The 21,518-nt window shown below is 55.7% G+C and carries 20 protein-coding genes; 12 read left to right on the forward strand and 8 right to left on the reverse strand.

Going from position 1 to position 21,518, the window contains the following annotated elements; all coding sequences use genetic code 11:
* The first annotated feature begins 4 nt into the window (after nt 1-4).
* Both AMM48_RS11110 and AMM48_RS11115 read left to right on the forward strand, forming a co-directional pair.
* A complete protein-coding gene (locus tag AMM48_RS11110; protein WP_244271199.1) occupies nt 5-448 on the forward strand; it encodes a DUF2946 family protein in 444 nt (147 codons plus the stop codon).
* A gap of 194 nt (nt 449-642) precedes the next feature.
* A complete protein-coding gene (locus AMM48_RS11115) occupies nt 643-1,287 on the forward strand; it encodes a Crp/Fnr family transcriptional regulator (RefSeq protein WP_102784089.1) in 645 nt (214 codons plus the stop codon).
* Between the two features lie 76 nt (nt 1,288-1,363).
* Here AMM48_RS11115 and AMM48_RS11120 read toward each other — a convergent pair whose 3' ends face one another.
* Nucleotides 1,364-4,507, reverse strand: a complete 3,144-nt coding sequence (locus AMM48_RS11120; protein WP_244271200.1) for an EAL domain-containing protein — start codon at nt 4,505-4,507, stop codon at nt 1,364-1,366.
* A gap of 386 nt (nt 4,508-4,893) precedes the next feature.
* Here AMM48_RS11120 and AMM48_RS11125 point away from each other — a divergent pair, with 386 nt between their 5' ends.
* The 3 genes from AMM48_RS11125 to AMM48_RS22495 all read left to right on the forward strand — a co-directional run bounded on the left by AMM48_RS11125 (nt 4,894) and on the right by AMM48_RS22495 (nt 6,723).
* Entirely contained in the window at nt 4,894-5,307 is a 414-nt protein-coding gene (locus AMM48_RS11125; protein WP_101302223.1) for a tellurite resistance TerB family protein, read from the forward strand.
* Between the two features lie 305 nt (nt 5,308-5,612).
* Nucleotides 5,613-6,497, forward strand: a complete 885-nt coding sequence (locus AMM48_RS11130) for an NAD(P)-dependent oxidoreductase (RefSeq protein WP_102784090.1) — start codon at nt 5,613-5,615, stop codon at nt 6,495-6,497.
* Entirely contained in the window at nt 6,484-6,723 is a 240-nt protein-coding gene (locus AMM48_RS22495; RefSeq protein ID WP_102784091.1) for a GDCCVxC domain-containing (seleno)protein, read from the forward strand. Before AMM48_RS11130 ends, AMM48_RS22495 begins: the two co-directional genes overlap by 14 nt.
* 9 nt (nt 6,724-6,732) lie before the next feature.
* Here AMM48_RS22495 and AMM48_RS11140 read toward each other — a convergent pair whose 3' ends face one another.
* Complete coding sequence (locus AMM48_RS11140) at nt 6,733-7,272, reverse strand: class I SAM-dependent methyltransferase (RefSeq protein ID WP_102784092.1); 540 nt, start codon at nt 7,270-7,272, stop codon at nt 6,733-6,735.
* A gap of 113 nt (nt 7,273-7,385) precedes the next feature.
* Here AMM48_RS11140 and AMM48_RS11145 point away from each other — a divergent pair, with 113 nt between their 5' ends.
* The 4 genes from AMM48_RS11145 to AMM48_RS11160 all read left to right on the forward strand — a co-directional run bounded on the left by AMM48_RS11145 (nt 7,386) and on the right by AMM48_RS11160 (nt 11,308).
* Complete coding sequence (locus AMM48_RS11145) at nt 7,386-7,604, forward strand: SlyX family protein (RefSeq protein WP_022732017.1); 219 nt, start codon at nt 7,386-7,388, stop codon at nt 7,602-7,604.
* Nucleotides 7,605-7,703: 99 nt separating this feature from the next.
* The gene (locus AMM48_RS11150; RefSeq protein ID WP_102784093.1) at nt 7,704-8,858 is read left to right on the forward strand and encodes a DUF3095 domain-containing protein; all 1,155 of its coding nucleotides are present in this window, start codon (nt 7,704-7,706) and stop codon (nt 8,856-8,858) included.
* A gap of 106 nt (nt 8,859-8,964) precedes the next feature.
* Nucleotides 8,965-9,912 (forward strand): LysR family transcriptional regulator, encoded by a 948-nt coding sequence (locus tag AMM48_RS11155; protein WP_102784094.1) that lies wholly within the window; start codon nt 8,965-8,967, stop codon nt 9,910-9,912.
* A gap of 91 nt (nt 9,913-10,003) precedes the next feature.
* The gene (locus AMM48_RS11160) at nt 10,004-11,308 is read left to right on the forward strand and encodes an MFS transporter (protein WP_102784095.1); all 1,305 of its coding nucleotides are present in this window, start codon (nt 10,004-10,006) and stop codon (nt 11,306-11,308) included.
* 74 nt (nt 11,309-11,382) lie between these two features.
* On the opposite strand, the gene AMM48_RS11165 is transcribed toward AMM48_RS11160, so the two are convergent.
* Both AMM48_RS11165 and AMM48_RS11170 read right to left on the reverse strand, forming a co-directional pair.
* Nucleotides 11,383-12,306 carry an NADP-dependent oxidoreductase gene (locus tag AMM48_RS11165; protein ID WP_102784096.1) on the reverse strand — a complete coding sequence of 308 codons (924 nt, stop codon included), beginning with the start codon at nt 12,304-12,306 and terminating at the stop codon, nt 11,383-11,385.
* Nucleotides 12,303-12,767 carry an ester cyclase gene (locus AMM48_RS11170; RefSeq protein ID WP_102784097.1) on the reverse strand — a complete coding sequence of 155 codons (465 nt, stop codon included), beginning with the start codon at nt 12,765-12,767 and terminating at the stop codon, nt 12,303-12,305. Before AMM48_RS11170 ends, AMM48_RS11165 begins: the two co-directional genes overlap by 4 nt.
* A 29-nt stretch (nt 12,768-12,796) precedes the next feature.
* On the opposite strand from AMM48_RS11170, the gene AMM48_RS11175 reads away from it, so the two are divergent.
* Together AMM48_RS11175 and greB are read left to right on the forward strand one after the other, a co-directional pair.
* Nucleotides 12,797-13,771, forward strand: coding sequence for a LysR family transcriptional regulator (locus AMM48_RS11175; protein WP_244271201.1), 975 nt, complete (start codon nt 12,797-12,799; stop codon nt 13,769-13,771).
* A 93-nt stretch (nt 13,772-13,864) separates the two neighbouring features.
* Nucleotides 13,865-14,344 carry a transcription elongation factor GreB gene (gene greB, locus AMM48_RS11180; protein WP_102784099.1) on the forward strand — a complete coding sequence of 160 codons (480 nt, stop codon included), beginning with the start codon at nt 13,865-13,867 and terminating at the stop codon, nt 14,342-14,344.
* 83 nt (nt 14,345-14,427) lie between these two features.
* Here the strand turns inward: greB and AMM48_RS11185 are convergent, their stop codons facing one another.
* Entirely contained in the window at nt 14,428-15,444 is a 1,017-nt protein-coding gene (locus tag AMM48_RS11185; RefSeq protein WP_102784100.1) for an NADP-dependent oxidoreductase, read from the reverse strand.
* A 98-nt stretch (nt 15,445-15,542) separates the two neighbouring features.
* Here AMM48_RS11185 and AMM48_RS11190 point away from each other — a divergent pair, with 98 nt between their 5' ends.
* Entirely contained in the window at nt 15,543-16,469 is a 927-nt protein-coding gene (locus AMM48_RS11190; RefSeq protein ID WP_022732008.1) for a LysR family transcriptional regulator, read from the forward strand.
* A 51-nt stretch (nt 16,470-16,520) separates the two neighbouring features.
* Here the strand turns inward: AMM48_RS11190 and hrpB are convergent, their stop codons facing one another.
* The 3 genes from hrpB to AMM48_RS11205 form a co-directional block, all read right to left on the reverse strand.
* Nucleotides 16,521-19,025, reverse strand: a complete 2,505-nt coding sequence (gene hrpB, locus AMM48_RS11195; RefSeq protein ID WP_102784102.1) for an ATP-dependent helicase HrpB — start codon at nt 19,023-19,025, stop codon at nt 16,521-16,523.
* Between the two features lie 72 nt (nt 19,026-19,097).
* Complete coding sequence (locus AMM48_RS11200) at nt 19,098-20,435, reverse strand: prenyltransferase/squalene oxidase repeat-containing protein (RefSeq protein ID WP_102784103.1); 1,338 nt, start codon at nt 20,433-20,435, stop codon at nt 19,098-19,100.
* A complete protein-coding gene (locus AMM48_RS11205) occupies nt 20,428-21,498 on the reverse strand; it encodes an O-antigen ligase domain-containing protein (protein WP_244271202.1) in 1,071 nt (356 codons plus the stop codon). The genes AMM48_RS11200 and AMM48_RS11205 overlap by 8 nt, the downstream gene beginning before the upstream one ends.
* Nucleotides 21,499-21,518 lie beyond the last annotated feature (20 nt).

A 21,518-nucleotide genomic window follows, 5' to 3' on the forward strand; every position in this document is an offset into this window, starting at 1 on the left:
GCTCGTGTCTGTAACCCGCAAAAACATATCGGCTGCTCGACGCACGCTCTCCCTTTTCGTAGGGTGGCTGTTGCTGGTGAACGCCATGATGTTCGGGTTCATGCACGCACCTGTCGCACTTGCTGCGGTTCCCACCGGCACGGAAAGTGCCCAGACCTATGTTCCGCTGATCATCTGTACGGCAAACGGAATCAAGACAATCTCGGTTCCGGCAGACGTTGCCGAAGACGGCAGCACATCCCCACACAGCTCCAACAGCTATGAGGGGTTCCAATGTGCCAGTTGCGGTCTTGGTAATCATGCGGTTGGCTTGCCGGTTCATCCCGAACTGCCGCTGGTTCACCGCGTAAAACTGTCCAATAAGGTTACCGCCCTTCACATTACCGCACGGCTGCATGACTTCTGCCCGCTCGCAGCATCGCCGCGCGCACCCCCAAAAGCCATTTAATCCTGTTTCTGATCATCGGCGGCATCGCTTAACGCCACCAGTGCATCTGCAAGGCCGGTTTTCGATCAGAAACAGGCATATCTGCCCGTCGATACGGGTACGATCCCGGACGTCATGCCGGGTCCATAGACTGGTGTCGGTACGCGACCCCGCAATCGCCGCGTATCTCCATTTTGCCAATGGGGGGAAAACCCATGAACAAAGCAGACGCCTTCATTTTTCTGGAAAAACTTGCCGAACCTTCTGCACTTACCCTGCCCGCCGATGCCTGCATTGGCCATCACGCCGAAGACGGGACGTTCATTCACGTCATGGTCAGTGGCCTTGCCATGCGCTGCCAATATACCGAGGACGGCGAGCGACAGGTGTGTCGCGTCTATCGACCGGGCGAACTGATCGGGCTTGAAATGCTATCCGTGACCGATCCGTCGCTTGTGATCGAGACCATTGCGCCGTCCGTGATCAAACGCATTTCGATCACGCGGCTGCGCATGGCCCAGAAAAATGATCCACGCACGCAGGCCGCGATCATGTCACTTCTGGCAAGTGAGGTGATGGACGGTCAGCAGCTTAAAATAAGCTTTGGCACCGGATCGGCCATGCGCCGGATTTGCCGGTTCCTGTTATGGGCGGCCAACAAGGATGAAGTCACCCTGCCCAACCGCGAAAAGCTGGGCAGCATCATCGCCACCACGACCGAAACCGCCAGCCGGATGATTGCCGACTTGAAACGTCAGGGGGCCATCGCCAAAAGCCCGGTTCTGGCATCGATGGTCAATATCAATCGGGAGAAACTCACGGCACGCGCAGGTGAAATTCACGAACAATCCGCCGCGTAAAACCAAAAAAACAGGCCCGTCATGCACTATGACGGGCCTGTTTTAAATCTTGGTATCTGATGCAATTAAGTAGAACTCAGTGCGGCTTGCCCAAAACATTCACCGGTAATTTGGTCGCGCCGCTGACATTGGCCTTAAGCAATATTTCCATCTCACCCGACGGTACCGGCTTGCTGAAGTAGAACCCTTGCACCTCGTCAACACCCTCGGATGCGATGTGATCAAGCTGGGTTTCGGTTTCGATCCCTTCAACATTGACCGCCATGCCAAACGACCGGGCAAGGAACACCACCGCACGGACAATCGCCGCATTGCCGTCCGAACTGTCGATATCAATGATGAACGACCGGTCGATCTTGATCTTGTCGACCGGGAACCGTTTAAGATACGCCAGCGACGAATAGCCGGTACCAAAATCATCAATCGCGATGCGAATACCCTGATTGCGTAAAATGCCAAGCGTAATCGCGGCTTCGCGCGGGTTATCCATCACCGCACCTTCGGTAACCTCGAACTGCAACTGATGGGGATCAAGGCCCGAACGCGCCAAAACATCGCCGACACTTTCAATCAGGTCTTCGTGACGGGCCAGTTCAAGCGGGGATAGATTGACCGATATGGTCAATTCGCCATAACCGTCATCGCGCCATGCCCGGGTTTGCGCACAGGCCCGGTTCAAAACCCATTTGCCGATATCGGCAATAATGCCCATGCGTTCGGCAACCGGAATAAACTCGACCGGGCTGACCAGACCGCGTGACGGGCTAAACCAGCGCACCAATGCTTCCATCCCGATGATCCGATGCCCGCCCATATCAATGATCGGCTGATAAAACAGTTCAAGCTCGTCATTTTCAATTGCATGACCAAGGTCACGTTCGATGGCCTTGCGTTCCTGTACCTCAACCTGAAGCCGCGGTTCAAAGAAATGATACCGGTTACGGCCTTCGGCCTTGGAACAATAAAGGGCAAGGTCGGCATTGCGCAGCAGATCTTTTTCATCGCGACCATCTTGCGGATACATGCAAATCCCGACCGAGGTCGATGCCTGTACTTCATTGCCCTCAAGCATGAACCGTTCCGACACGCGCTCAATCAGGCGCTGCGCGACAAAGGTCACTTCTTCGGCCGATCCCGGTTCATGGATCAGAACCGCGAATTCATCCCCGCCAAGGCGCGCCACCACATCCTCATTGCGCAGACACACCCGCATGCGTTCCCCCACCCCCTGTAAGAGTAGGTCGCCAATCGGGTGACCAAGCGTATCGTTGATGTCCTTGAAGTTATCAAGATCAAACATCATCAGAACGAAACTGCGGCGTTCGCGTTTGCTGCGTTCCACCGCTGAGGCCAGACGTTCCTGAAACAGTGTGCGGTTCGGAAGACCGGTCAATCCGTCATGATGGGCCAGGAACTGGATGCGGGCTTCGCTGCGTTTACGGTCGGTAACATCCGTGATCGATCCTTCAATCACGGTGGGCCGCCCCCGCTCATCGCGCACCAGCCGGGCATTTTCCTCGACCCAGATGATCCGGCCATCCGCACGGCGCAATTCGGTTTCATAGCCCTGCACAATACCGTCACGCAACAACCGCCCGGTCAGACGCAGGCGGCTCACCGGGTTCAGGTAATGCTGCTGAAGTTCGTTTTCCTGGGTCAACAGTTCATCGACTGTTTCATAGCCCAGGATGGAAACAAACGCCGGGTTGGCCGATAAAACCGGGCCAAGCGGCATACTTTGATAAAGACCCTCGGCGGAGTTTTCGAAAATACCGCGGAATTTTTCTTCGGCGTGGCGTAAGGCCCGTTCGACCGACAGTTTTTCAGTTACATCCTGCCCGATGCAAATCACCCCTGCGATATCGCCGTCCTCGCCGAAATGCGCACGCGCATTCCACTGCAACAGGCGTTCTTCGCCGTCGCGCCGCTTGAACGAGAAAACCTCGTCCTTGATGATTTCGCCCGATAACAACCGGCGCACCGCCATGCGCACGCGCGCACGGTCTTCCTGCACCAGCAGGAAATCGAAAAAGTTCTGACCCGCAGCTTCCATCCAGGAATAACCAAAGGTCCATTCGCATTCCCGGTTGTATTCCAGAATGCGACCTTCGGAATCAAGGAACATGATCACGCTGCCTGCGGTCTGCACCAACGCCCGGTAGCGTTCCTGACGGCGGCGCAGGTCATATTCGGCCTGCCGGTTTTTGGTAATGTCAGTGATGGTCACGCTATAGCCCAGCAACCCGCCGCCTTCACCGCGAATTTCCGTGGCATTAAAACGTACCCAGATTTGACTGCCGTCTGCGCGGCGCATTTCGATATCGCGCGCATGAACGCCAATGCCCGACGCCAGATCGCGGCGCAATTGCACCCGGTCGCTGTCGTGGGCATAAAATGTTTCGGGGCGGCGCAAATAGGCCTGAACGACTTCGCGCACCGTATCAAAATTAAACAGTGCTGCGGTTTCTTCGTTTACGCTGGTAACCGTCCCGTCGGCATCAAGATCAATAATGCCGTGAACAGCATGTTCAAGCGCACGGCGATAACTTTCTTCACGCGTGCGTTCCTGCCCGAATAAAACAACGTGATCAGCCCCCAGCAACGGCATGCATTGCCATTGGAAAAACCGTTGCCCGTAATGGAGTGTGCGCGAACTATCGGTATCGAACTGCGGCCCGTCTGGCGCAACCAGTGCTCGTTGGTCTTTTGGATGGGCCAGCGATAGCGGGGTTATGAAGCCAACGTCAAGGGCAAGTCTTTCGGCCGCCTTATTCGCACAACGCAGGGCCCCGTTACGTTCAAAGATCAAAACAGGCAACGGCGAAATAAGCGATCCAATGCCTGATGAAATATCGGAATCTATTCCCAGAAAACGCACATATTCGCGGCCACTGATCTGTAGCTTCCAGCCAAACAGAACAACGTCCTTGCCATCTTTCGTCTCCGTACGGCTGTAATAGCCGTCAGACATCTGGATTTCAGTGCTGAGGTCAGGAAGGATTTTCGACAGGTCATCAACGTCATCAAGCGCATGCCAGCCGTCTTGCCCGACCGCAGGACCAGCCCCGAAAGACCAGTCCGACCATGCCGAGTTGACAAGCAGACGCCTGCCGACAGGGTCATAGACACCTGATGGCATGCTCAAATTGCTGATCAATGCCGCGAGCGTACCGGCGGAATTGATTGCGTTGATGTCTCCCATACCTGCTTTGATCGTCATTGTGGTTATTGCTGCGCGACCATAACTTCTACCCCATACCGTGCAAAGGCAAATTTTCCCAGAAAGTACAAGCGGTCACTATGTTTACGCTATTCTTTTGTAACCGCTTCATTTTTTATTTTACCGATCTTTACCCTTCTCCACCGTGTGGCGAAAGCCCCCATATGATCTGCACGTGAAGAATGAGGCGATTTCACTACGTAATCATTAAAATCGAGAAAGTTTAATCGGTTAACTGTTGCCCGAACACAATTATGAGCTTACCATTTTTCTGCCCTGAGGTTGTCACAGACATGTGCGACACCCGTCAAATGTCTTGACGGTCCCTGTCAAAAATATGGCCCGCACTGTGTTTCAGACACCCGCTTTGGAAAGGAGCAACCAACGTGATTTCGCATCATGATGCCTTGATCTACACAATGGTTATGGTTTCCGCATCGGACAATGACATTACCGATGCTGAACTTTCTGCGATGGGCCGTCGAGTCCGTTATCTTCCGATTTTCGCCGGGTTTGACAATGACGCGGTGACAAGTGTCGCGCGCGACTGCGCAACATTGATGGGCGAGGAAGACGGGCTTGATCGTGCGCTTGAGATGATCCGCGATGCCCTGCCGCGCAAACTGCGCGAAACGGCATATGTTTTTGCCTGCGAAATTGTCCTGTCGGATGGTGAAATCAGTCAGGAAGAATTGCGCATACTCGAACTGCTGCGTCACAAACTTGATATTGATCGCCTTGCCGGTGCGGCAATTGAACGGGCCATGGCCGCGCGCTATGTCCGACCCGGCGATTTTTAAGCGACCAGAAACAGCACACCGTTCTTCAGACAACGTCTAAAAGTCGGCAGACGCCTGAACCATTGAATTTGCCATCCCCCAAAAGCGCAGTCGGGAATTCCCCGCCATCGCAGCTTTATTTGGGACGATATTCGGGCTGGTAGACAATTGACTACAGCCCGCGCTGCCACAATGTGTTATGGCCTTGCCCACATTACCGACACATCCTTGCGTCATAAGACGCCAAGGTATTTGTGCGCGCATGTAATGTCGCACCTTTTTAAACGCAGTTTGTGTTTAACCACCGCCAATGAGGGACTGCTATCATGACCGCTCTTTCCGGGGAAAATATCGCGTTTATCGGACTTGGCTTAATGGGGCGCCCGATGGCGTTGAACCTTGAAAAGGCCGGCGCGGTTCTGACAGTCAACACTCGTAATCCCGAAACACTCAATGCGTTTGAGGATCTGGGCATTGCCACGGCGGGCACCCCGGCGGACGCTGCCGTGGATGCCGATATCGTCATCATCTGCGTTGCCGATACCAATGCGCTTGAAAACGTCCTTCTGGGCGAAGACGGCATTGTTGATGGCATGGAAGAAGGCACGATTGTCATCGACATGGGCACAACCGCGATTGACGCCACACGTCGTTTTGCCGAGGCCGTCGAAGACGCGGGTGGCAGCTGGATTGATGCCCCGGTATCGGGTGGCACGCATGGGGCGGAAACCGGAACCCTGTCGATCATGGTTGGTGCCGACGCCGAAGATTTCGACCGTGTGCGCCGCGTGTTCGATGTTCTGGGCGCACGGGTCACCCATGTCGGCGATGTTGGTGCGGGGCAAATAGCCAAGGCCGCCAACCAGATGATTGTCGGCATCACCATTGGCGCGGTTGCAGAAGCCTTTTCGATGGCCGACGAAGCCGGGGTCGATATTGCCAAAATGCGCAGTGCGCTGACCGGCGGCTTTGCCGATTCAGCCATCTTGCAAAAGCACGGCGAACGCATGATCGAACGCAATTTCGAACCGGGCGGCAAAGTCGTCACCCAGCGTAAAGACCTCTATCAGGCGCTTGAATTCTCCGAAGGCGAACTTGGCCTTGAACTGCCGTTCTCACGTCTAGCACTTGAGCTGTATGACGAACTGATTGGCATGGGCGATGGCGATCTTGACCATTCCGCCCTGATCAAAGTGTATGAAGAAGGCTGATCCCCAAACCGTTCAAACCGTTTCCGTCCTGACCTGCCCGCAATGCGGGCATCAGGAATGCGAAACCATGCCAACAAACGCTTGCCAGTATTTCTATGACTGCAAGGGGTGCGGCGCTGTACTGCGTCCCTTGGCAGGCGATTGTTGTGTGTTTTGCTCGTTTGGTACCGCGCCCTGCCCGCCGGTCCAGATTGATGGCAAGAATGCCGGTTGCTGTGGCGGTTAGGAACCAAAATCAGGCTTCGGCCTTATGTTTCCCAACACGGTAAAGATACAGAATATCGCTACCGGACTTCATCGGGACCTCGCCAAAGGCCTGCCAGCCGGGAATGGCAAAGGCGCGTGAAATCACAATGCCGCCAGCGCGCATTTTTTGATCCAGCACATCGCCAACATCCCCCATCACGCGCGGATCAAGAAAACACACCACAACATCGCCCGGATCACGATCCATTTTGCGAAAATCCGCCCGGATCAGTGTCAGGTTTGGCTTGGCTGCCAACATCGCCCGCATCCGACTAATGGCATAAGGCACGGGCGAAAGCTCAATACCTGTCACCGCAATGTCGGGCCGATGGCGCGCAATATCGATCGCCAGATCCCCCCATCCCGATCCAAAATCAGTGACGGTCTTTGTGTCGCTGGGGATATAGGAAATGATTTCCGCCCGTGCTGCGGCCAGACTTGGCATCGGAACGACACGTAGCCTGATGGCGTAAATCGCGATCAAGGCCAGAATAACGCCTGTAAAAACAAGTACGGATAAATCGGTCATTGGCCCGCGAAATATGTTACGGTCAGGAATGCACACTCCTGCCACAGGGCAGCAGGCACTACAAGTTCCCATTGAGCCACATTTCCCGAAGACACCAGCATGAGCCAGCCAGCATGAGCCACAACGACGCGGAAAGCCGCATTACCGATCTTGAAACCAAGATGGCGCACATGGACACCATGATAAATGACCTGTCCGACATGATTAAATCCCAATGGGACCGCATCGACATCCTAGAGCGTCGAAATAGATTAATGTCAGATGACGTTAAACGGATGGGCGATTTCATGCGTACATCATCAGAAGACGACGTACCACCGCCGCATTATTGATCGCGTACCATATGTCTAAAGGCCGTCGAAACCGCCTTTACCATGTTCTCTTTCACGTGCCGATATTGCTTTTGACATCATCTAGCGTGGAAGAATGACGTGACCAATCCCTATCTTGATATTCCGGTATTTGACGATTTCGCCAAGGGTCTTGATCGCTCGGTTTATCATTCCCTTCCCGATGACTGGTGGATTGGCACATCCGATATTGTCGGCTCCACCAAGGCCATCGCAGAGGGCCGGTTCAAGGATGTAAACACCGTTGGTGCGTCGGTGATTTGCGCTGTCAGCAACGCCTTGGGTCATTCCGATTATCCGTTTATTTTTGGGGGCGACGGGGCCAATTTTGCCTGCCCGCCCGATAACATTGATGCAGTGCGCGCAGCTCTTGCCGCCACGGCAACCTGGGCGGCCGAAACCCTTGATTTTGATTTGCGCGTTGCACTGATCTCAATCGCTGCGATCCGTGCGACGGGTCGCGATGTCCGCGTTGCCCGCTATGCGGTGTCTCAACCCGTCGCCTATGCCATGTTCAATGGTCGGGGCCTGAAATGGGCAGAAGACCGCATGAAAGATGGGAAAAATGCGGTACAACCAGCCCCGCCTGGGACACGCCCGGATCTTACCGGCTTGTCATGCCGTTGGTCGCCCATTACGGCTGAGGGATCAGATAAGATCGTCTCAATTATTGTCCAGCCAAAGGATGATCTGGCCAAGTTCGAAGCTGTGACCACCGGGCTGTTTAAAATCCTTGATGGTGGCCCACGTAACAGCAGCCCGGTTCCAGAAGATGGCCCCGATTTTGCCTTTCCACCGCCCGGCTTGCGCCTCGAAGCAATTGCCACAGCCCATAAGGAAGGCGGATATATCAAGGCTTGGCTCAAAGCACTTTATATTTCGCTGATTGCCCTGATCCTGATGAAGACCGGCTGGAAACTTGGTGATTTTGATCCGAAACGCTACCGCGATTATACCGGCTACAACACCGATTTTCGCAAATTTGGCGATGGACTTTGGATGACGGTCAATTGCAGCAAAGCATTGGCCGATGAAATTGACGCCTATCTGCAAACTGCTGAACAGCGCGGCGACATTCATTTTGGCACCCACCGTCAACGCACCGCCATCATGACCTGTATCGTGCCCTCCATCACCAACGATGCGCATTTCCATTTTCTCGATGGTGGCGAAGGCGGCTATACGGCGGCATCCACGGTCTATAAAGACAAGATCAAACGCGCCCAGGCCAGCTAGAAGTCTCATGCGCGAAACACATCAACCCACAATTTCGATAGATTTCTTGCATGGCATCGGATTTTACCAGACACTCCCCTGATCACTGACGGATCAGGAATGCGCCATGGACACCCGCGAACTTGAAGCCCTGATTGCCGTTGCCAACGCGCAATCCTTTCATGGTGCGGCCAGTCGGCTTGGCCTGACACAGCCCGCGGTCACCCGGCGCATCCAGCGCCTTGAACAACGCATCGGCACATCGCTGTTTGACCGCACGACCAAGCCATTGCAGCCAACATCAGCCGGTCATCGCGCCCTGACAGAAGCCCGCGATCTTTTACGCCGCCTTGACGGGTTCAACGACACCATCGCAGGGGCCAAAAACCCGCAAGGCCCTTTTCGCCTGGGGCTTAGCCATGGGGTCGCCCCCCTTATGGCCGCGTCCGAACTTCGTGAACTGCATCAAACCTTTCCCGACATGTCACTGACCATCAAAAGTGGCTGGTCAAGTGAACTCCTGCCGCTGTTGCGCCGGGGTGAAATTGACGCGATGCTCTCCCTTGATGGGCCGAACGGCATTGTCGGGGGCATTCAAAGCCGCGATCTTCCGACAAGCTTGCAGCCCCAGACATTGCTTGATGATCAGATTGTGGCCATCGGCCCAAAATCGGCCCGCCACCATCCCACCACTATTGCCGAACTGGCCAAACACCCCATGGTCCTGATGCCCGAAGGCTGCACCTTCCGCGCCCTTGGCAATGCGTGGGCGCACAAGAACGACGTTGAATTCACCTCCGTGCTTGAAGTCTCCGCCCTTGAACTGCAAATCGAAATGGTCGCCGCCGGGGCCGGATACGGCATCATGGCGCGGCGGTTTTGCATGCACAGTTCGGCGCGGGACCGGGTGCGTATTCTTGATATTCCCGGCATGAACTGGAACATGGCAATCACCCTGATACGGCGTGCCTCCAATGGTGATCTTTGCGATATTATCGACAAGGTTGGCGATATCGTGATCAAGGCCGGTGCGATATCAAACCCCGATCATGCACAATTATTATCAGCATCATAAGTCGAATGAATTGGACGCATAGTGCGCCCGCCCTCAAAATAAAAACCAAACACGACAACGCCGCCAATAAACGCCCCTCGGAGGAATATCGATGCGCCCCACGCAAAATACCGGCGGCACCGCCGGAACGCCGCCCCATCGCCCCGACAGCCCAGATAATAGCCCCACCCGCCAGACCATCCTGCGCGCCACCAAATGGTTCCCATGGCTGGTGTTACTGTGTGGCTGTCTGGTTCTGTCGCTGAACCTTGGCGTGCGCCAGTCGCTGGGCCTGTTCATTCCCGACATGCTGACCGATACCGGCTGGACGGCGACGACCTTTGGTCTGGCCTTTGCCATTCAGAACCTGATGTGGGGGATTTCCGCCCCCATCGCAGGCGCGCTTGCCGACCGGTTTGGCACCACGCGCACCCTGATTGTCGGGGCGTTTATTTATGCACTCGGTCTGTATTTGATGGGCACATCAACATCGCCCGGCGAGTTGCACATGACCGCGGGTGTTTTGATCGGCACTGGCGTCGGTGCAACCAGCTTCCCGGTGGTGCTTGCCGCCATCAGCCGCGTGTTTAGCCCAGCCAAACGCAGTTTCGCCCTTGGTCTGGCATCGGCTGGCGGGTCGGTCGGGCAGTTTGTCATGGCCCCGACGTCACAGGCGCTCAACAGCTCGATGGGCTATGTCACGACCCTGACCATCCTTGCCGCCATTTCGATGCTGATCATCCCGGCCGCCTTTGCCATGACCGGCAAAGCCGAGGCCAACAGCCCGAACGCCACGCCTGACATGGGCCCACAAGGATTGATCGCCGCCTTTCACGAGGCCCGCAAACATCGCGGTTTTGCCTTGCTCAATGCCGGGTTCTTTGTCTGTGGTTTTCACATCGCAGTCATTGCCACCCATCTTCCGACCTTTACCGAGCTTTGCGGTCTGCCGCGTTCGGTTGCCGCCGAAGGACTGGCACTGATTGGCCTGTTTAACATCGTCGGCACCCTGACGGCCGGTTGGGCGGGTGGAAAATGGCCAAAAAAATATGCCCTCTCATTTGTCTACGGCATGCGGGCATTGGTCATCATTGTCTTTATCTTTTCACCCAAAACATCTGAAACCATCTTGCTGTTTTCTGCTTCCATGGGTGCGCTTTGGTTGTCGACCGTGCCGCTGACCAGCGGCCTGATCGCACAGGTTTTCGGGCCCCGCTATATGGCCACCCTGTTTGGTATTGTCATGCTGTCCCATCAGATTGGCGCGTTCTTTGGCGCATGGATGGGCGGTCTTGTCTTTGACCTGACCGGCAGCTTTGATGGTGTGTGGTGGGCATCCGTCGCCCTTGGCGTCTTTGCCGCCCTTGTTCACTTACCAATTGATGACAAGGAATTGCGCAAAACGGCAACCGCCTGATTGCTGGTGCATTCCACATCGTATCGTTAAAAGCCGTGACACCGTTAAATTGGTGCCACGGCTTTTTTGAAAGATCAGACCATCGTTAAAATGATCTTGCCGCGCGCCCGGCCAGATGCCTGACGGGCAAAGGCCGTGGCAAATTCATCCAACGGCACCGTCTGGTCGATCAGGGTTTTAATCCCGTTTGTGGCGATGGACGTCATAACGGATCGCAACCGCGCGCCATCGGACATATGAAAAACAAAACTGGCCGTGACATGATGCGCACTTGCCAATGCCTCATCGGGCGGAGCCACAAGCGACAGCAACCTGCCATCACGGCGCAAAACGCCAAACGATTTTTGCTGCGTCTCGCCCCCGATGGTGTCAAGCACCAGATCGACATCAGAAAGCACCTCCGCGAAATCATCGTTGCGATAATCAATCACCTGATCTGCCCCCAATGTCCGGGCAATATCAATTCCGTCGCCCGACGCCGTGGCAATCACCCGCGCGCCAACCGCACGGGCAAGCTGGATGGCAAAGCTGCCAACCCCGCCAGCCCCCGCATGGATCAGAACCGTCTGCCCGACCTGAAGATCGCCAATCTCGAACAATGCCTGCCACGCGGTCCCCGCCGCTGTCGGAATACCCGCAGCCGTTTCAAACGACATGGAGGCCGGTACACTCGCCAGTTGTGTGGCCGGAACGCAGGCCAATTCGCTAAATGCGCCACCGCTGACAGGATCAAGCCGGGCAACGACTTTATCGCCTTTTGACCAGCCGGTAACATGCGCGCCAACGGCCTCAATCTTCCCGGCAAGGTCACTGCCAAGCGTGTAGCCAAATTCAAGCGGGAAGTAATCCTGCAAAACCCCGCTATGGAGTTTGACATCAAGTGGGTTAAGGGCGGCCGCATGCACACGGACCAACACATCATCCGGCCCGATGTCGGGTATCGCAATGTCGCGAATGACCGGCGCCTCATTGTATCCATCAAGTCTTACGGCTTTCATTGTGCAGCATCCTTTTCGCCAACAGGAAACGCCCCAACTTGAAAGAACCAGCCAAGCCAGTCTTCAAGATGCCAAGTGTGGGTCACTCTTCCATTCTCGACATAATGAAATTCATGGATGGGCATCCGGAATGACGTGCCGGTTGCCGCCACACCAAACCACTCACCGCGATGCGTTCCGGTGATTTCGGCCCGCACAGCAACCCGGCCCGGTGCCCCAATCATTTCATGAATGATGATCTGCAGATCGGAAAAGGCGTCCCGAAATGCGTTGATCAATGGCTTCATGCCATCGCGGCCCGGCTCCTGTCCGGGGGCCAGTGGAATATCCTGCCAATCTTCTGTGACGGCCTCATCAAGAAGGTCCGCACTTTCAGAAAACGCGCGGTAAAGCAACTCGATGGCTTTGCGGTCGACATCTGAAACACCAAAGATTTTTGGCTGTTGGGAGGTATTACTCATTGTCGTTTTTCCATTTCGGATCGTTGAATATGGAAAAACACTACCGCCCGGCTCAATATACTGGAAATCGATATAAGATATATGGCATTATCCATTTCATGGATTTACATGGTATCGACCTGAACCTTCTGGTGGCCTTTGATGCCTTGATGGCTGAACGGAATGTCACACGCGCAGGCATCCGGATCGGGCGCACACAACCGGCCATGAGTGCGGCTTTGTCACGGCTGCGCGGATTGCTTGGCGATGAGTTGTTTATTCGCAGTCCCAATGGTCTTCAGCCCACCCCGCGCGCGCTTGATCTTGCCGAACCACTGGGATACGCGCTTTCTGAAATTCAACGCACACTGGCCTTCACTCAGACATTCGATCCCGCGGTTTCAACCGCAACAATCTCGGTCGCCCTCTCAGATCATCCGACCTTCAAACTGCTGCCGGTCCTTCTTGATGCCTTGCGCCAAAAGGCACCAGGGATCACGCTTCGCATCCATAACTTCGTCGCACGCGATGATGCCATTAGCATCCTTGACGCAGGGCGGGCTGACCTGACCATTGGCGTCCCCCCGACATCAACTGCGCGCATCCTGACCCGCCCCTTGTTCGAAGAACGCTTTGTCTGCGTCCTTCGCCGTGATCATCCTGCTGCATCCGGCCCACTTGATCTCGACACGTTCCTGTCATTGTCGCATCTGCTGGTATCGCCGGAAAATGAACGGTTCGGGCTGGTCGATGCCGCACTGGCAAGCATGGGCCACAAACGCCGCCTTGCCGTGACTTTGGCGAATTTATATGCCGCACCGCTTTTGATCGCCCGGTCCGATCTGATCGCCACCCTGATGGAAGGCGTGGTTAAGGCATCTGGACATTCGCACAGCCTCGCCATCACGCCATGCCCCATCGCGATTGACCCTGTTCCCTTTGTGCTGGCGTGGCATCGGCGCAATGATGTGCATCCCGCCCAACGCTGGTTTCGCGATTTCGTTGCCGGGTTGGATTTGGCGTAAGATTTCGCTCGGTCTAGCCATGGATTCCAAGCCGTGATCGACACCTCAATACGCCCTCTTTCTTCCCTGCCCGATTTCAGTTAAAACCCGCCCATGGACAAACCGATTTACATCACGCCCGAAGGCCTTGACGCCCTGCGCAAGGAACTCGACCACCTTTGGAAAAAGGAACGCCCCGAAATCGTGGCCGTTGTTCATTGGGCTGCGGGCAATGGTGATCGGTCGGAGAATGGCGATTACATCTATGGCAAAAAGCGCCTGCGTGAAATCGACCGCCGGGTACGGTATCTGATCAAACGGATCGAGGACGCGGTGGTTGTCCGCGCCGATGAACAACCCGATCATACGCACATTTTCTTTGGCGCAACCGTGACCTATGTGAATGCGCGTGACGAAGAAAAAACCATCCGCATCGTTGGCGAAGACGAAGCCGACAGCCTCAATGGCTGCATCAGCTGGGTCTCCCCCGTCGCCCGCGCCCTGATGAAATCAGGGGTTGGCGATGTGGTGACAGTGCGCACCCCGGCGGGCGAGGATGAGCTCGAAGTGCTCGCGGTCCGTTATTCAGCCTGACAAAACTCCGGTTTCCTCGGCCTGGTAGTCTACACAAATACCGCGAGGCTGTTCGAGGCGACCTCCCCGTACAAGATTTCTTCTCACATTACTTTCACAACAATCTTGCCTTGAATATGACCATCAGCCGCACGCTCGTGGGCCTTTTGCGCATCGGCAAGAGGAAAAGTGCTGTCGAGAACGACCCGGATAGTCCCATCACTGAGCAACGTTGCGAGCTCGGCTAACTGAGCACCGTTTGAACGAACTTGCGTTGCCGAAACTGTAATGCCCATTTCCTCGGCCTTTTTGGTATCTGCAAACCCCAATGGATATATCGGAAACAATGCGCCGCCACGTTTCAACGTCGGCAAAAATCGACCAGATGCGGGACCACCAACACAATCCACAACCAGATCGACATTCCGAACAACGTCCTCGGGAACTGTTTTCGTATAATCAACGAATTCATCGGCACCCAGGCTTTCTAAAAGTGCTTCATGTCGACCCGACGCGACGGCAATGACCTTTGCTCCTTTGAGTTTCGCGACCTGCACGGCGAAGTGCCCCACCCCGCCCGCAGCACCATTCACCAGAACAGTTTTGTCTGTAAGTGGTACCGGTTCATGTCTGTATTCCTGAAGGGGATTGGGCTCATTATGACCGAGTGCGACAAGGAATTGCCATGCCGTAAGAAGGGACATCGGAGCACCAGCTGTATGCATGTGATCAACACCAACAGGCTTCAAAGCAACTTGGGATACGGGGACACTTACATATTCAGCATAGGCACGGCTCTCCCCGGCAAGACCATCGGGAAATCGAACCATGGCATAAACCTCATCTCCGACGACGAACTCGTCGACATTATCGGAGACCGCCACAACAATCCCCGACACGTCAGTTCCTAGAACAACAGGAAATGACACCTGCGGCTGCCATTCTGCAGGCAGCATTTTGTATCCTTCACGCAGGTACCAGTCAGGCGGATTAAGGCCAATGGCATGAACGCGAACAAGCACTTCACCAGCTTTTAATCTTGGCAAAGGTGTATCTTCATATTGCAGAACCTCCGGTCCCCCAAAAGAACGCTGCACTATGGCTTTCATCATCTCACTCATAAAGAAGCTCCATACATAAACGGTGATTATTCACGACCTATGTATGGGAGCGACTTTAAGTTGACAATTATAGAGCAAGTTGTTTCAATTATGCCATCATGGAACAAATTGGCTTAGATCGATTGACCGGCCTGATTGCGTTTGCGCGCGCAGGATCAATGGGGAGTTACACCGCCGCTGCGCGGTCCCTTTCAATTTCCCCGTCAGCTGTCAGCAAAAGCATACAGCGACTGGAAAAACACCTTGGAGTATCGCTTTTCTCAAGAACGACGCGGTCACTCAAGCTCACGCCAGAAGGAAGCGAACTTTACGACCGAACGCTCAAACTTTTGCACGACATGGAGGAAATAGAACAAACTGCAATAAAAGCGCGCTCTGAACCGTCAGGCACCCTCCGAATTGCAGCCTCATTGCCAATTGGCATTCACGTGATTGCCCCCATCCTGCCCTCGTTCAACGCACTCTATCCCGATGTAACCATTGATCTACGCATGAGCGATCAGATCGTTGATATCATTGAACAGGGAATAGACATCGCCATACGGATCGGCGAGCTTGAAGACTCCCGACTGTTATCGCGCCCGCTTGCCCCCCATCAACTCTGCGCTTTTGCGTCACCTACCTATTTGCAAACGCACGGCATTCCAACCCATCCTGATGATCTAGCAAAACATAAAACAGTTAACCTGCGCTACCAAAGTACAGGTCGAATGTTTCGCTGGCCATTTCAGGTTAACGGCCAAATTAGTGAGATTATACCGCCTTCCGATCTGATTGTTGATGCAAGCGATGCACTGGTTGCAGCACTTGCGGCAGGGGGCGGCATCGGTATCAGTGCAACCTTTATCGCAGCCCCTTATGTCGCCCGGGGTGAGCTGCAACCTGTGCTGCAGGACTTCGCCGTCAAACGCCAAAACATTACGGCTCTCTGGCCAGAAAGCCGACGCACTAATCCCGCTGTGCGTGCCTTCCTGCCCTATCTGCAGAAAGCTTTTAAAGCCCAGATGACGCCTCTTTCGGAATAGCAACCCAGTTCCGATTGAAAAACCTGTTTTCTCTCAGAAGCATTTTGCCCGTCACATCTTGCTTTTTACCCGGCGCGTCGGTTCGGCTTGTTGCGGGTCATCGGGCCAGTAATGTTTGGGATAGCGACCCTTCATTTCGGCTTTGACCTGCGCATAGGATCCGTTCCAGAACCCGATCAAATCACTGGTCACCTGAATGGGACGTTGGGCCGGGGACAGCAAATGTAATGTCACCGCCACCTTGCCCCCACCGACCATCGGCGTTTCGGTCGCGCCAAACATTTCCTGCATGCGCACCGGAAGGGCCGGGGTATCGCCGCTGTAATCAAGGCGGATGTTTGATCCGGTCGGCACTTGCCAATGGGTCGGGGCCAGCCGGTCAAGCTCTTGTCGCTGTTGCCAATCAATGCCCGACAGCAGGGCTTCGCTGATATTGATCTGTTTAAGCTGATTGCGTTTGGTGATGCCGGTTAAATACGGGGCCAGCCACGTTTCAAGCGATGCCAACAATCCTTCATCACTGACATCAGGCCAGCTTTCCCCATCAACCCGGTGCAAAAACGCCAGCCGTTCGCGCAAGCCGTCCGCTGCCTTATCCCACGCCAGACAATGTAGGCCAAGCCGCCGGATACCTTCGATCATTGCGGTTGTGATCGCCTCGGGGTCGGCTGCGTCATGGGTGGCTTTTTCATCCAGAACCAGCGCCCCGATCCGGCGCTGCCAGCGCGCCTGTACGGCACTTGATTGCGCCTCCCAAAACACCTCTGTGCCCTCGGAAATCTGATCGGCAAAGTGTGTCTCAAGGGTGGCACGGGAAAGCGGTGCGGCAAGGTAAATCTTGGCCTCACGCGCCTGCCCGTCCAGTTCCGCCACCGCGATATAGGGTTCCGCCGCCAAGCTGTCGCCATTGGGCAAAACACCGCCGCGCCCGCCCGACAGGCGGTATCGCGCATCCTGCCCCTTACGCCGTTCGCCAATCCGGTCGGGATAGGCGAATGCCAACAGCAAACCGACCTGATCGGCGCGATCCACCCGGTCTTTATCCCCGGTCAAATCGACTTTATGGCGGGCTTCTTTCAAGCGCCGCGCCAGTTGTTTGGCAGCTTCACCGATCATTTTAGGCGCTTGGCGGTTTAAAATCGCCTCCACCCGCAGGCGCAAATCCGCGCCGCGCCCGCGCATGAAATCACGATCCGACAACAAGGCTGCCAAGGCACACGCCTGATCGGCCAAGCCCAGCATATCACCGCGCAACATCATATGGGCCAAGCGCGGATGCACCGGCAGTCCGGCCATCGCCGTTCCCATCGCGGTAATCCGTTTGGCTTCATCCAGCGCCTCAAGCCTGCGCAAAACATCGCGCGCCTGATCAAGCTTTGCGCCATCAGGCACATCAAGCCACGGCAAACTGTTGGGATCAGTAACGCCCCAGCGCGCAAGTTCAAGTGTGAGTGGTGCCAGATCGGCCACCGAAATTTCAGGATTGGTAAAGGCCGGGCGCGCACGATGTTCGGCCTCCGCCCACAGGCGATAACACATGCCCGGCTCCAACCGCCCGGCCCGGCCCCGGCGTTGTTCGGCACTGGCTTGCGATGATTTCACCGTCACCAGCCGCGTCATCCCCGATGCCGGATCAAATTGCGGCAATCGTTGCAGCCCACTATCGATCACCACCCGAATGCCATCAATGGTCAGTGATGTTTCGGCAATCGACGTCGCCAGAACCACCTTGCGCATGCCATCCGCGGCCGGTTCAATCGCAATGTCCTGTGCCTGCGCATTCATCGCGCCATACAGTGGTGCGACAATCACGTCTTTGCCCACCGATTGTTTAAGGGCGGCCTCAACCCGGGTGATTTCCCCCTGTCCGGGCAGAAACGCCAAAATTGATCCGGTTTCTTCGCGCAATGCGGTTCTAATGGCGGCTGTCATTTCCGCGTCAATACGGATGTTGCCCCAGTTATCAACGCGCGGTGCGATGTATGTGGTTTCCACCGGATAGGCGCGACCTTCGCTGCTGATCACCGGGCAATCGCCCATCAGCCTTGCAATCGGATCGCCATCAAGGGTGGCCGACATGACGATTATGCGCAGATCATCGCGCAGCGCACCTTGCGTTTCGAGTGCCAGCGCCAAACCAAGGTCGGCATCAAGGGATCGTTCGTGAAACTCATCAAAGATCAGCGCACCCACACCCGATAATTCCGGGTCATCCTGTATCATCCGCACAAGAATGCCTTCGGTCACCACCTCAATCTTGGTTTTGGCCGTGACCTTACTATCGAACCGCACGCGGTAACCGACACGATCCCCAACATTTTCACCCAGCAAATGCGCCATGCGCCGGGCGGCGGCCCGGGCGGCCAACCGGCGGGGCTCCAACATGATGATCTTTTGATCGCCGCGCCATTTGGCATCAAGCAACGCCAACGGCACCTTTGTCGTTTTGCCCGCCCCCGGTGGCGCTTGCAGCACCGCATTGGTGCCGCGTTCCAGCGCAGAACAAACGTCTGGCAGAACGCTATCAATCGGAAGGACGGGAAAGGCGTTAGTCATCAGCGGCTTTCGGTTTTAAGGGCCTGTCGCGGTTATTTCGCAAATCACACAGAAGGGCAAGCATCGCGGTCGCTACGTTGCCTTGGCGGGCGGATGCTTGATCGGTCGGGCCTGCAAAATAATCCCGCGTTCCCCACCAATCCGTTGCAGGGTTTTAAGCCCGCGCGTCAGACCATAAAGCGCTTCCATCTCGCCCGATGCACGTTTTTGCGATGCTGCCGCGCGTGTCAAAGCAAACAACGCGCGAAACCCTTCTTCGGACAGCGCGCGCAGGGCGGCTTCTTTTGCGGCCCGGTCAGGATCGGGATGCTCAAACGATAACGGGATTTGCGGATCAAACGGGTCTGTCATAGCCATATGATCTATCACAATCGACAGGGCCCAGACCATCCAGCTTTGCGTCCAACGCATATAAACCCGCCGGTCCGGCCCAAACCGCCCAATCCCGGCATAAAACAGCCCACGACTTTCCTCATACAAATGTTTCACGGCCCAATCGGCGATCCGAGTTGCCCCCGCACAATCGCCAAACCGGCACAGGCTGGCCATGGCTTGTGCAACGCTGTGGGCATCGATATCGCCATCCCGCCCGGCAAAGCCGCGCGGAACACCGTCCGCATCAAAGCAGGCATCGCGATAAAATGCCCAGCCGCGCGTAATCGCGCTATCCAGCCCCGCCATGCCGCCCCGGCGCAATCGATCCAGCAAATCCAGCACATAGCCGGTGTGAAACCCGTCCACAAACTGGTGATGGTGCAAGGTGCCATAGGCCCAACTGCCATCATCCCGCTGGGCGTCGAGCACACGCAGCACCGCGCGCTCGGTCTTGTCATTCCCCGGTAGCACCCGTGAGAGCGCAAACGCCGCCCACAGGCTGGCATTGTGAATTTCGGCGTCTGTGTTGGCGACATAGGCGAAATAACCATCGCGCCAAAGTTGATCTTCGATAAACCCCGCCGCACGCCCCATCACCGGGTCATCGCCGGTCACACCCGCTGCGAAAAGTCCATCCATCACAAAGCTTGTGACAATCGCGTTGCTTTGGTTCTGTGCGGCGTAAAAGGCGCGGGCTTGCCACGCAAACGGATAACCCCAGCCGCCATCGGCATTTTGCATGGACAGCAACGTGGACTTAAAATCGCCAAGCACCACGCCATCAGCCGCCCCGCTCAGCAAGGCCAGCGTTTTCGGATTGACCATTTTCGGAATGCGCGCGGCAGTGCGCAGGATATCCGGCCCGCGTTTGATCGCCTGCACCCACAACAACCGGGCAAGCCGGAACCGGTTTAATCCTGTTGCGCTAAACACCCGGCTTTCAAGCCCGTCAAATGGATCGGCCCCGGCAAAGTCATTTTCTGCCATCTGGCGCAAAACCCGGTCGCGGATATTCATCAGATGCGTTTTATCCATGCGCCTTATCCCGGCTCGATGCCATGCCCGCCGCCATCCCGGCACAGATCAGGTAATGCCCGTAATTCAAGGCATTATCGGTTATCATAGTGATCGCTACAGAAATCAAAAGACACACCGACAACCGTGAATGCCGCACAAACCACAGCATCGCCACCCATCCTGACAGCCAAAGCCCCGCCCCCAAAATTCCGGTTTCAAACAGGATACGGAAATGATCGTTATGCAGCGCGCCAAAAGATGCAAAAGAAGTATATCCCGATAAAATCTGCTCAACCGAACCAGCACCAAACCCCAGCCATTTTTGCGGATCGGATGCCCCCAGCCAGATATCGGCAAATTGGCGCCAAAAGAACAGCCGCCCGCTGTCATGGGTCATCAGCAGGCGCGGTAACGCCTGCCACCCAATCACGGCAAATCCCGCAAAGGCAATAACCCCCACCAGCCATGTTTTCGCCCGTGACAATCGCAGCAGCCCCACCGCATTGACCATCATCGCCAACACCGTAATCCGGGTTTGGCTCATCAGCACGGCAATCGCCGCACAGCCGCCAATCCATCGGCCCGCACGCCCCTCAGCGACCGAACACAGAGCAAACAGCCCCAAAAACAGGAACGGATGGTTAAGCCGCAAACCTTCATGGGTCAGGTAAAACGCACTCGCCAACGGCAAGTAAATCACCAGTGCGGGCACCATCATGCGCAAACAGTAGCGCCCGAACATTAAACCTGCGACCAAACCAACCGGCAACATCAAAAGATTGCCGATCAGACGCAGCTTTTCGATCAACACCCCATTGCCCAACGCCACCAGTATAGTCATCCCAGCCAGCAGGAGAAGCGCGCCCAACCCACCGGGTGATACTGAAATCCGCCGCCCATATCCGGCCAGAACAACCGCCCAGAACCCCAACAACACGAGTTTTGCCGACATCCCACCAGCGCCCAGCAACCACAGGGACACCACCATCACCGCAGTGCCCAAAACCACACACCAGACCGGCAAACCCGGATGGGGCATGGCGGTAAAACGCTGCGTGCCGGGGCGAAAACCAACCGTCATGACCGTACCCACCGAACAAC

The sequence above is a fragment of the Thalassospira sp. GB04J01 genome (assembly GCF_000751115.1).
GTDB classification, from domain to species: Bacteria; Pseudomonadota; Alphaproteobacteria; order Rhodospirillales; family Thalassospiraceae; genus Thalassospira; species Thalassospira lucentensis.

What these genes read in the sequence shown, in the direction of transcription:
- AMM48_RS11115 (WP_102784089.1), top strand. Translation starts at nt 643, where the DNA reads ATGAACAAAGCAGACGCCTTCATTTTTCTGGAAAAACTTGCCGAACCT.
- AMM48_RS11120 (WP_244271200.1), bottom strand. Translation starts at nt 4,507, where the DNA reads ATGACGATCAAAGCAGGTATGGGAGACATCAACGCAATCAATTCCGCC.
- AMM48_RS11130 (WP_102784090.1), top strand. Translation starts at nt 5,613, where the DNA reads ATGACCGCTCTTTCCGGGGAAAATATCGCGTTTATCGGACTTGGCTTA.
- AMM48_RS22495 (WP_102784091.1), top strand. Translation starts at nt 6,484, where the DNA reads ATGAAGAAGGCTGATCCCCAAACCGTTCAAACCGTTTCCGTCCTGACC.
- AMM48_RS11140 (WP_102784092.1), bottom strand. Translation starts at nt 7,272, where the DNA reads ATGACCGATTTATCCGTACTTGTTTTTACAGGCGTTATTCTGGCCTTG.
- AMM48_RS11145 (WP_022732017.1), top strand. Translation starts at nt 7,386, where the DNA reads ATGAGCCACAACGACGCGGAAAGCCGCATTACCGATCTTGAAACCAAG.
- AMM48_RS11155 (WP_102784094.1), top strand. Translation starts at nt 8,965, where the DNA reads ATGGACACCCGCGAACTTGAAGCCCTGATTGCCGTTGCCAACGCGCAA.
- AMM48_RS11160 (WP_102784095.1), top strand. Translation starts at nt 10,004, where the DNA reads ATGCGCCCCACGCAAAATACCGGCGGCACCGCCGGAACGCCGCCCCAT.
- AMM48_RS11165 (WP_102784096.1), bottom strand. Translation starts at nt 12,306, where the DNA reads ATGAAAGCCGTAAGACTTGATGGATACAATGAGGCGCCGGTCATTCGC.
- AMM48_RS11170 (WP_102784097.1), bottom strand. Translation starts at nt 12,767, where the DNA reads ATGAGTAATACCTCCCAACAGCCAAAAATCTTTGGTGTTTCAGATGTC.
- AMM48_RS11175 (WP_244271201.1), top strand. Translation starts at nt 12,797, where the DNA reads ATGGAAAAACACTACCGCCCGGCTCAATATACTGGAAATCGATATAAG.
- greB (WP_102784099.1), top strand. Translation starts at nt 13,865, where the DNA reads ATGGACAAACCGATTTACATCACGCCCGAAGGCCTTGACGCCCTGCGC.
- AMM48_RS11185 (WP_102784100.1), bottom strand. Translation starts at nt 15,444, where the DNA reads ATGAGTGAGATGATGAAAGCCATAGTGCAGCGTTCTTTTGGGGGACCG.
- AMM48_RS11190 (WP_022732008.1), top strand. Translation starts at nt 15,543, where the DNA reads ATGGAACAAATTGGCTTAGATCGATTGACCGGCCTGATTGCGTTTGCG.
- hrpB (WP_102784102.1), bottom strand. Translation starts at nt 19,025, where the DNA reads ATGACTAACGCCTTTCCCGTCCTTCCGATTGATAGCGTTCTGCCAGAC.
- AMM48_RS11200 (WP_102784103.1), bottom strand. Translation starts at nt 20,435, where the DNA reads ATGGATAAAACGCATCTGATGAATATCCGCGACCGGGTTTTGCGCCAG.
- AMM48_RS11205 (WP_244271202.1), bottom strand. Translation starts at nt 21,498, where the DNA reads ATGACGGTTGGTTTTCGCCCCGGCACGCAGCGTTTTACCGCCATGCCC.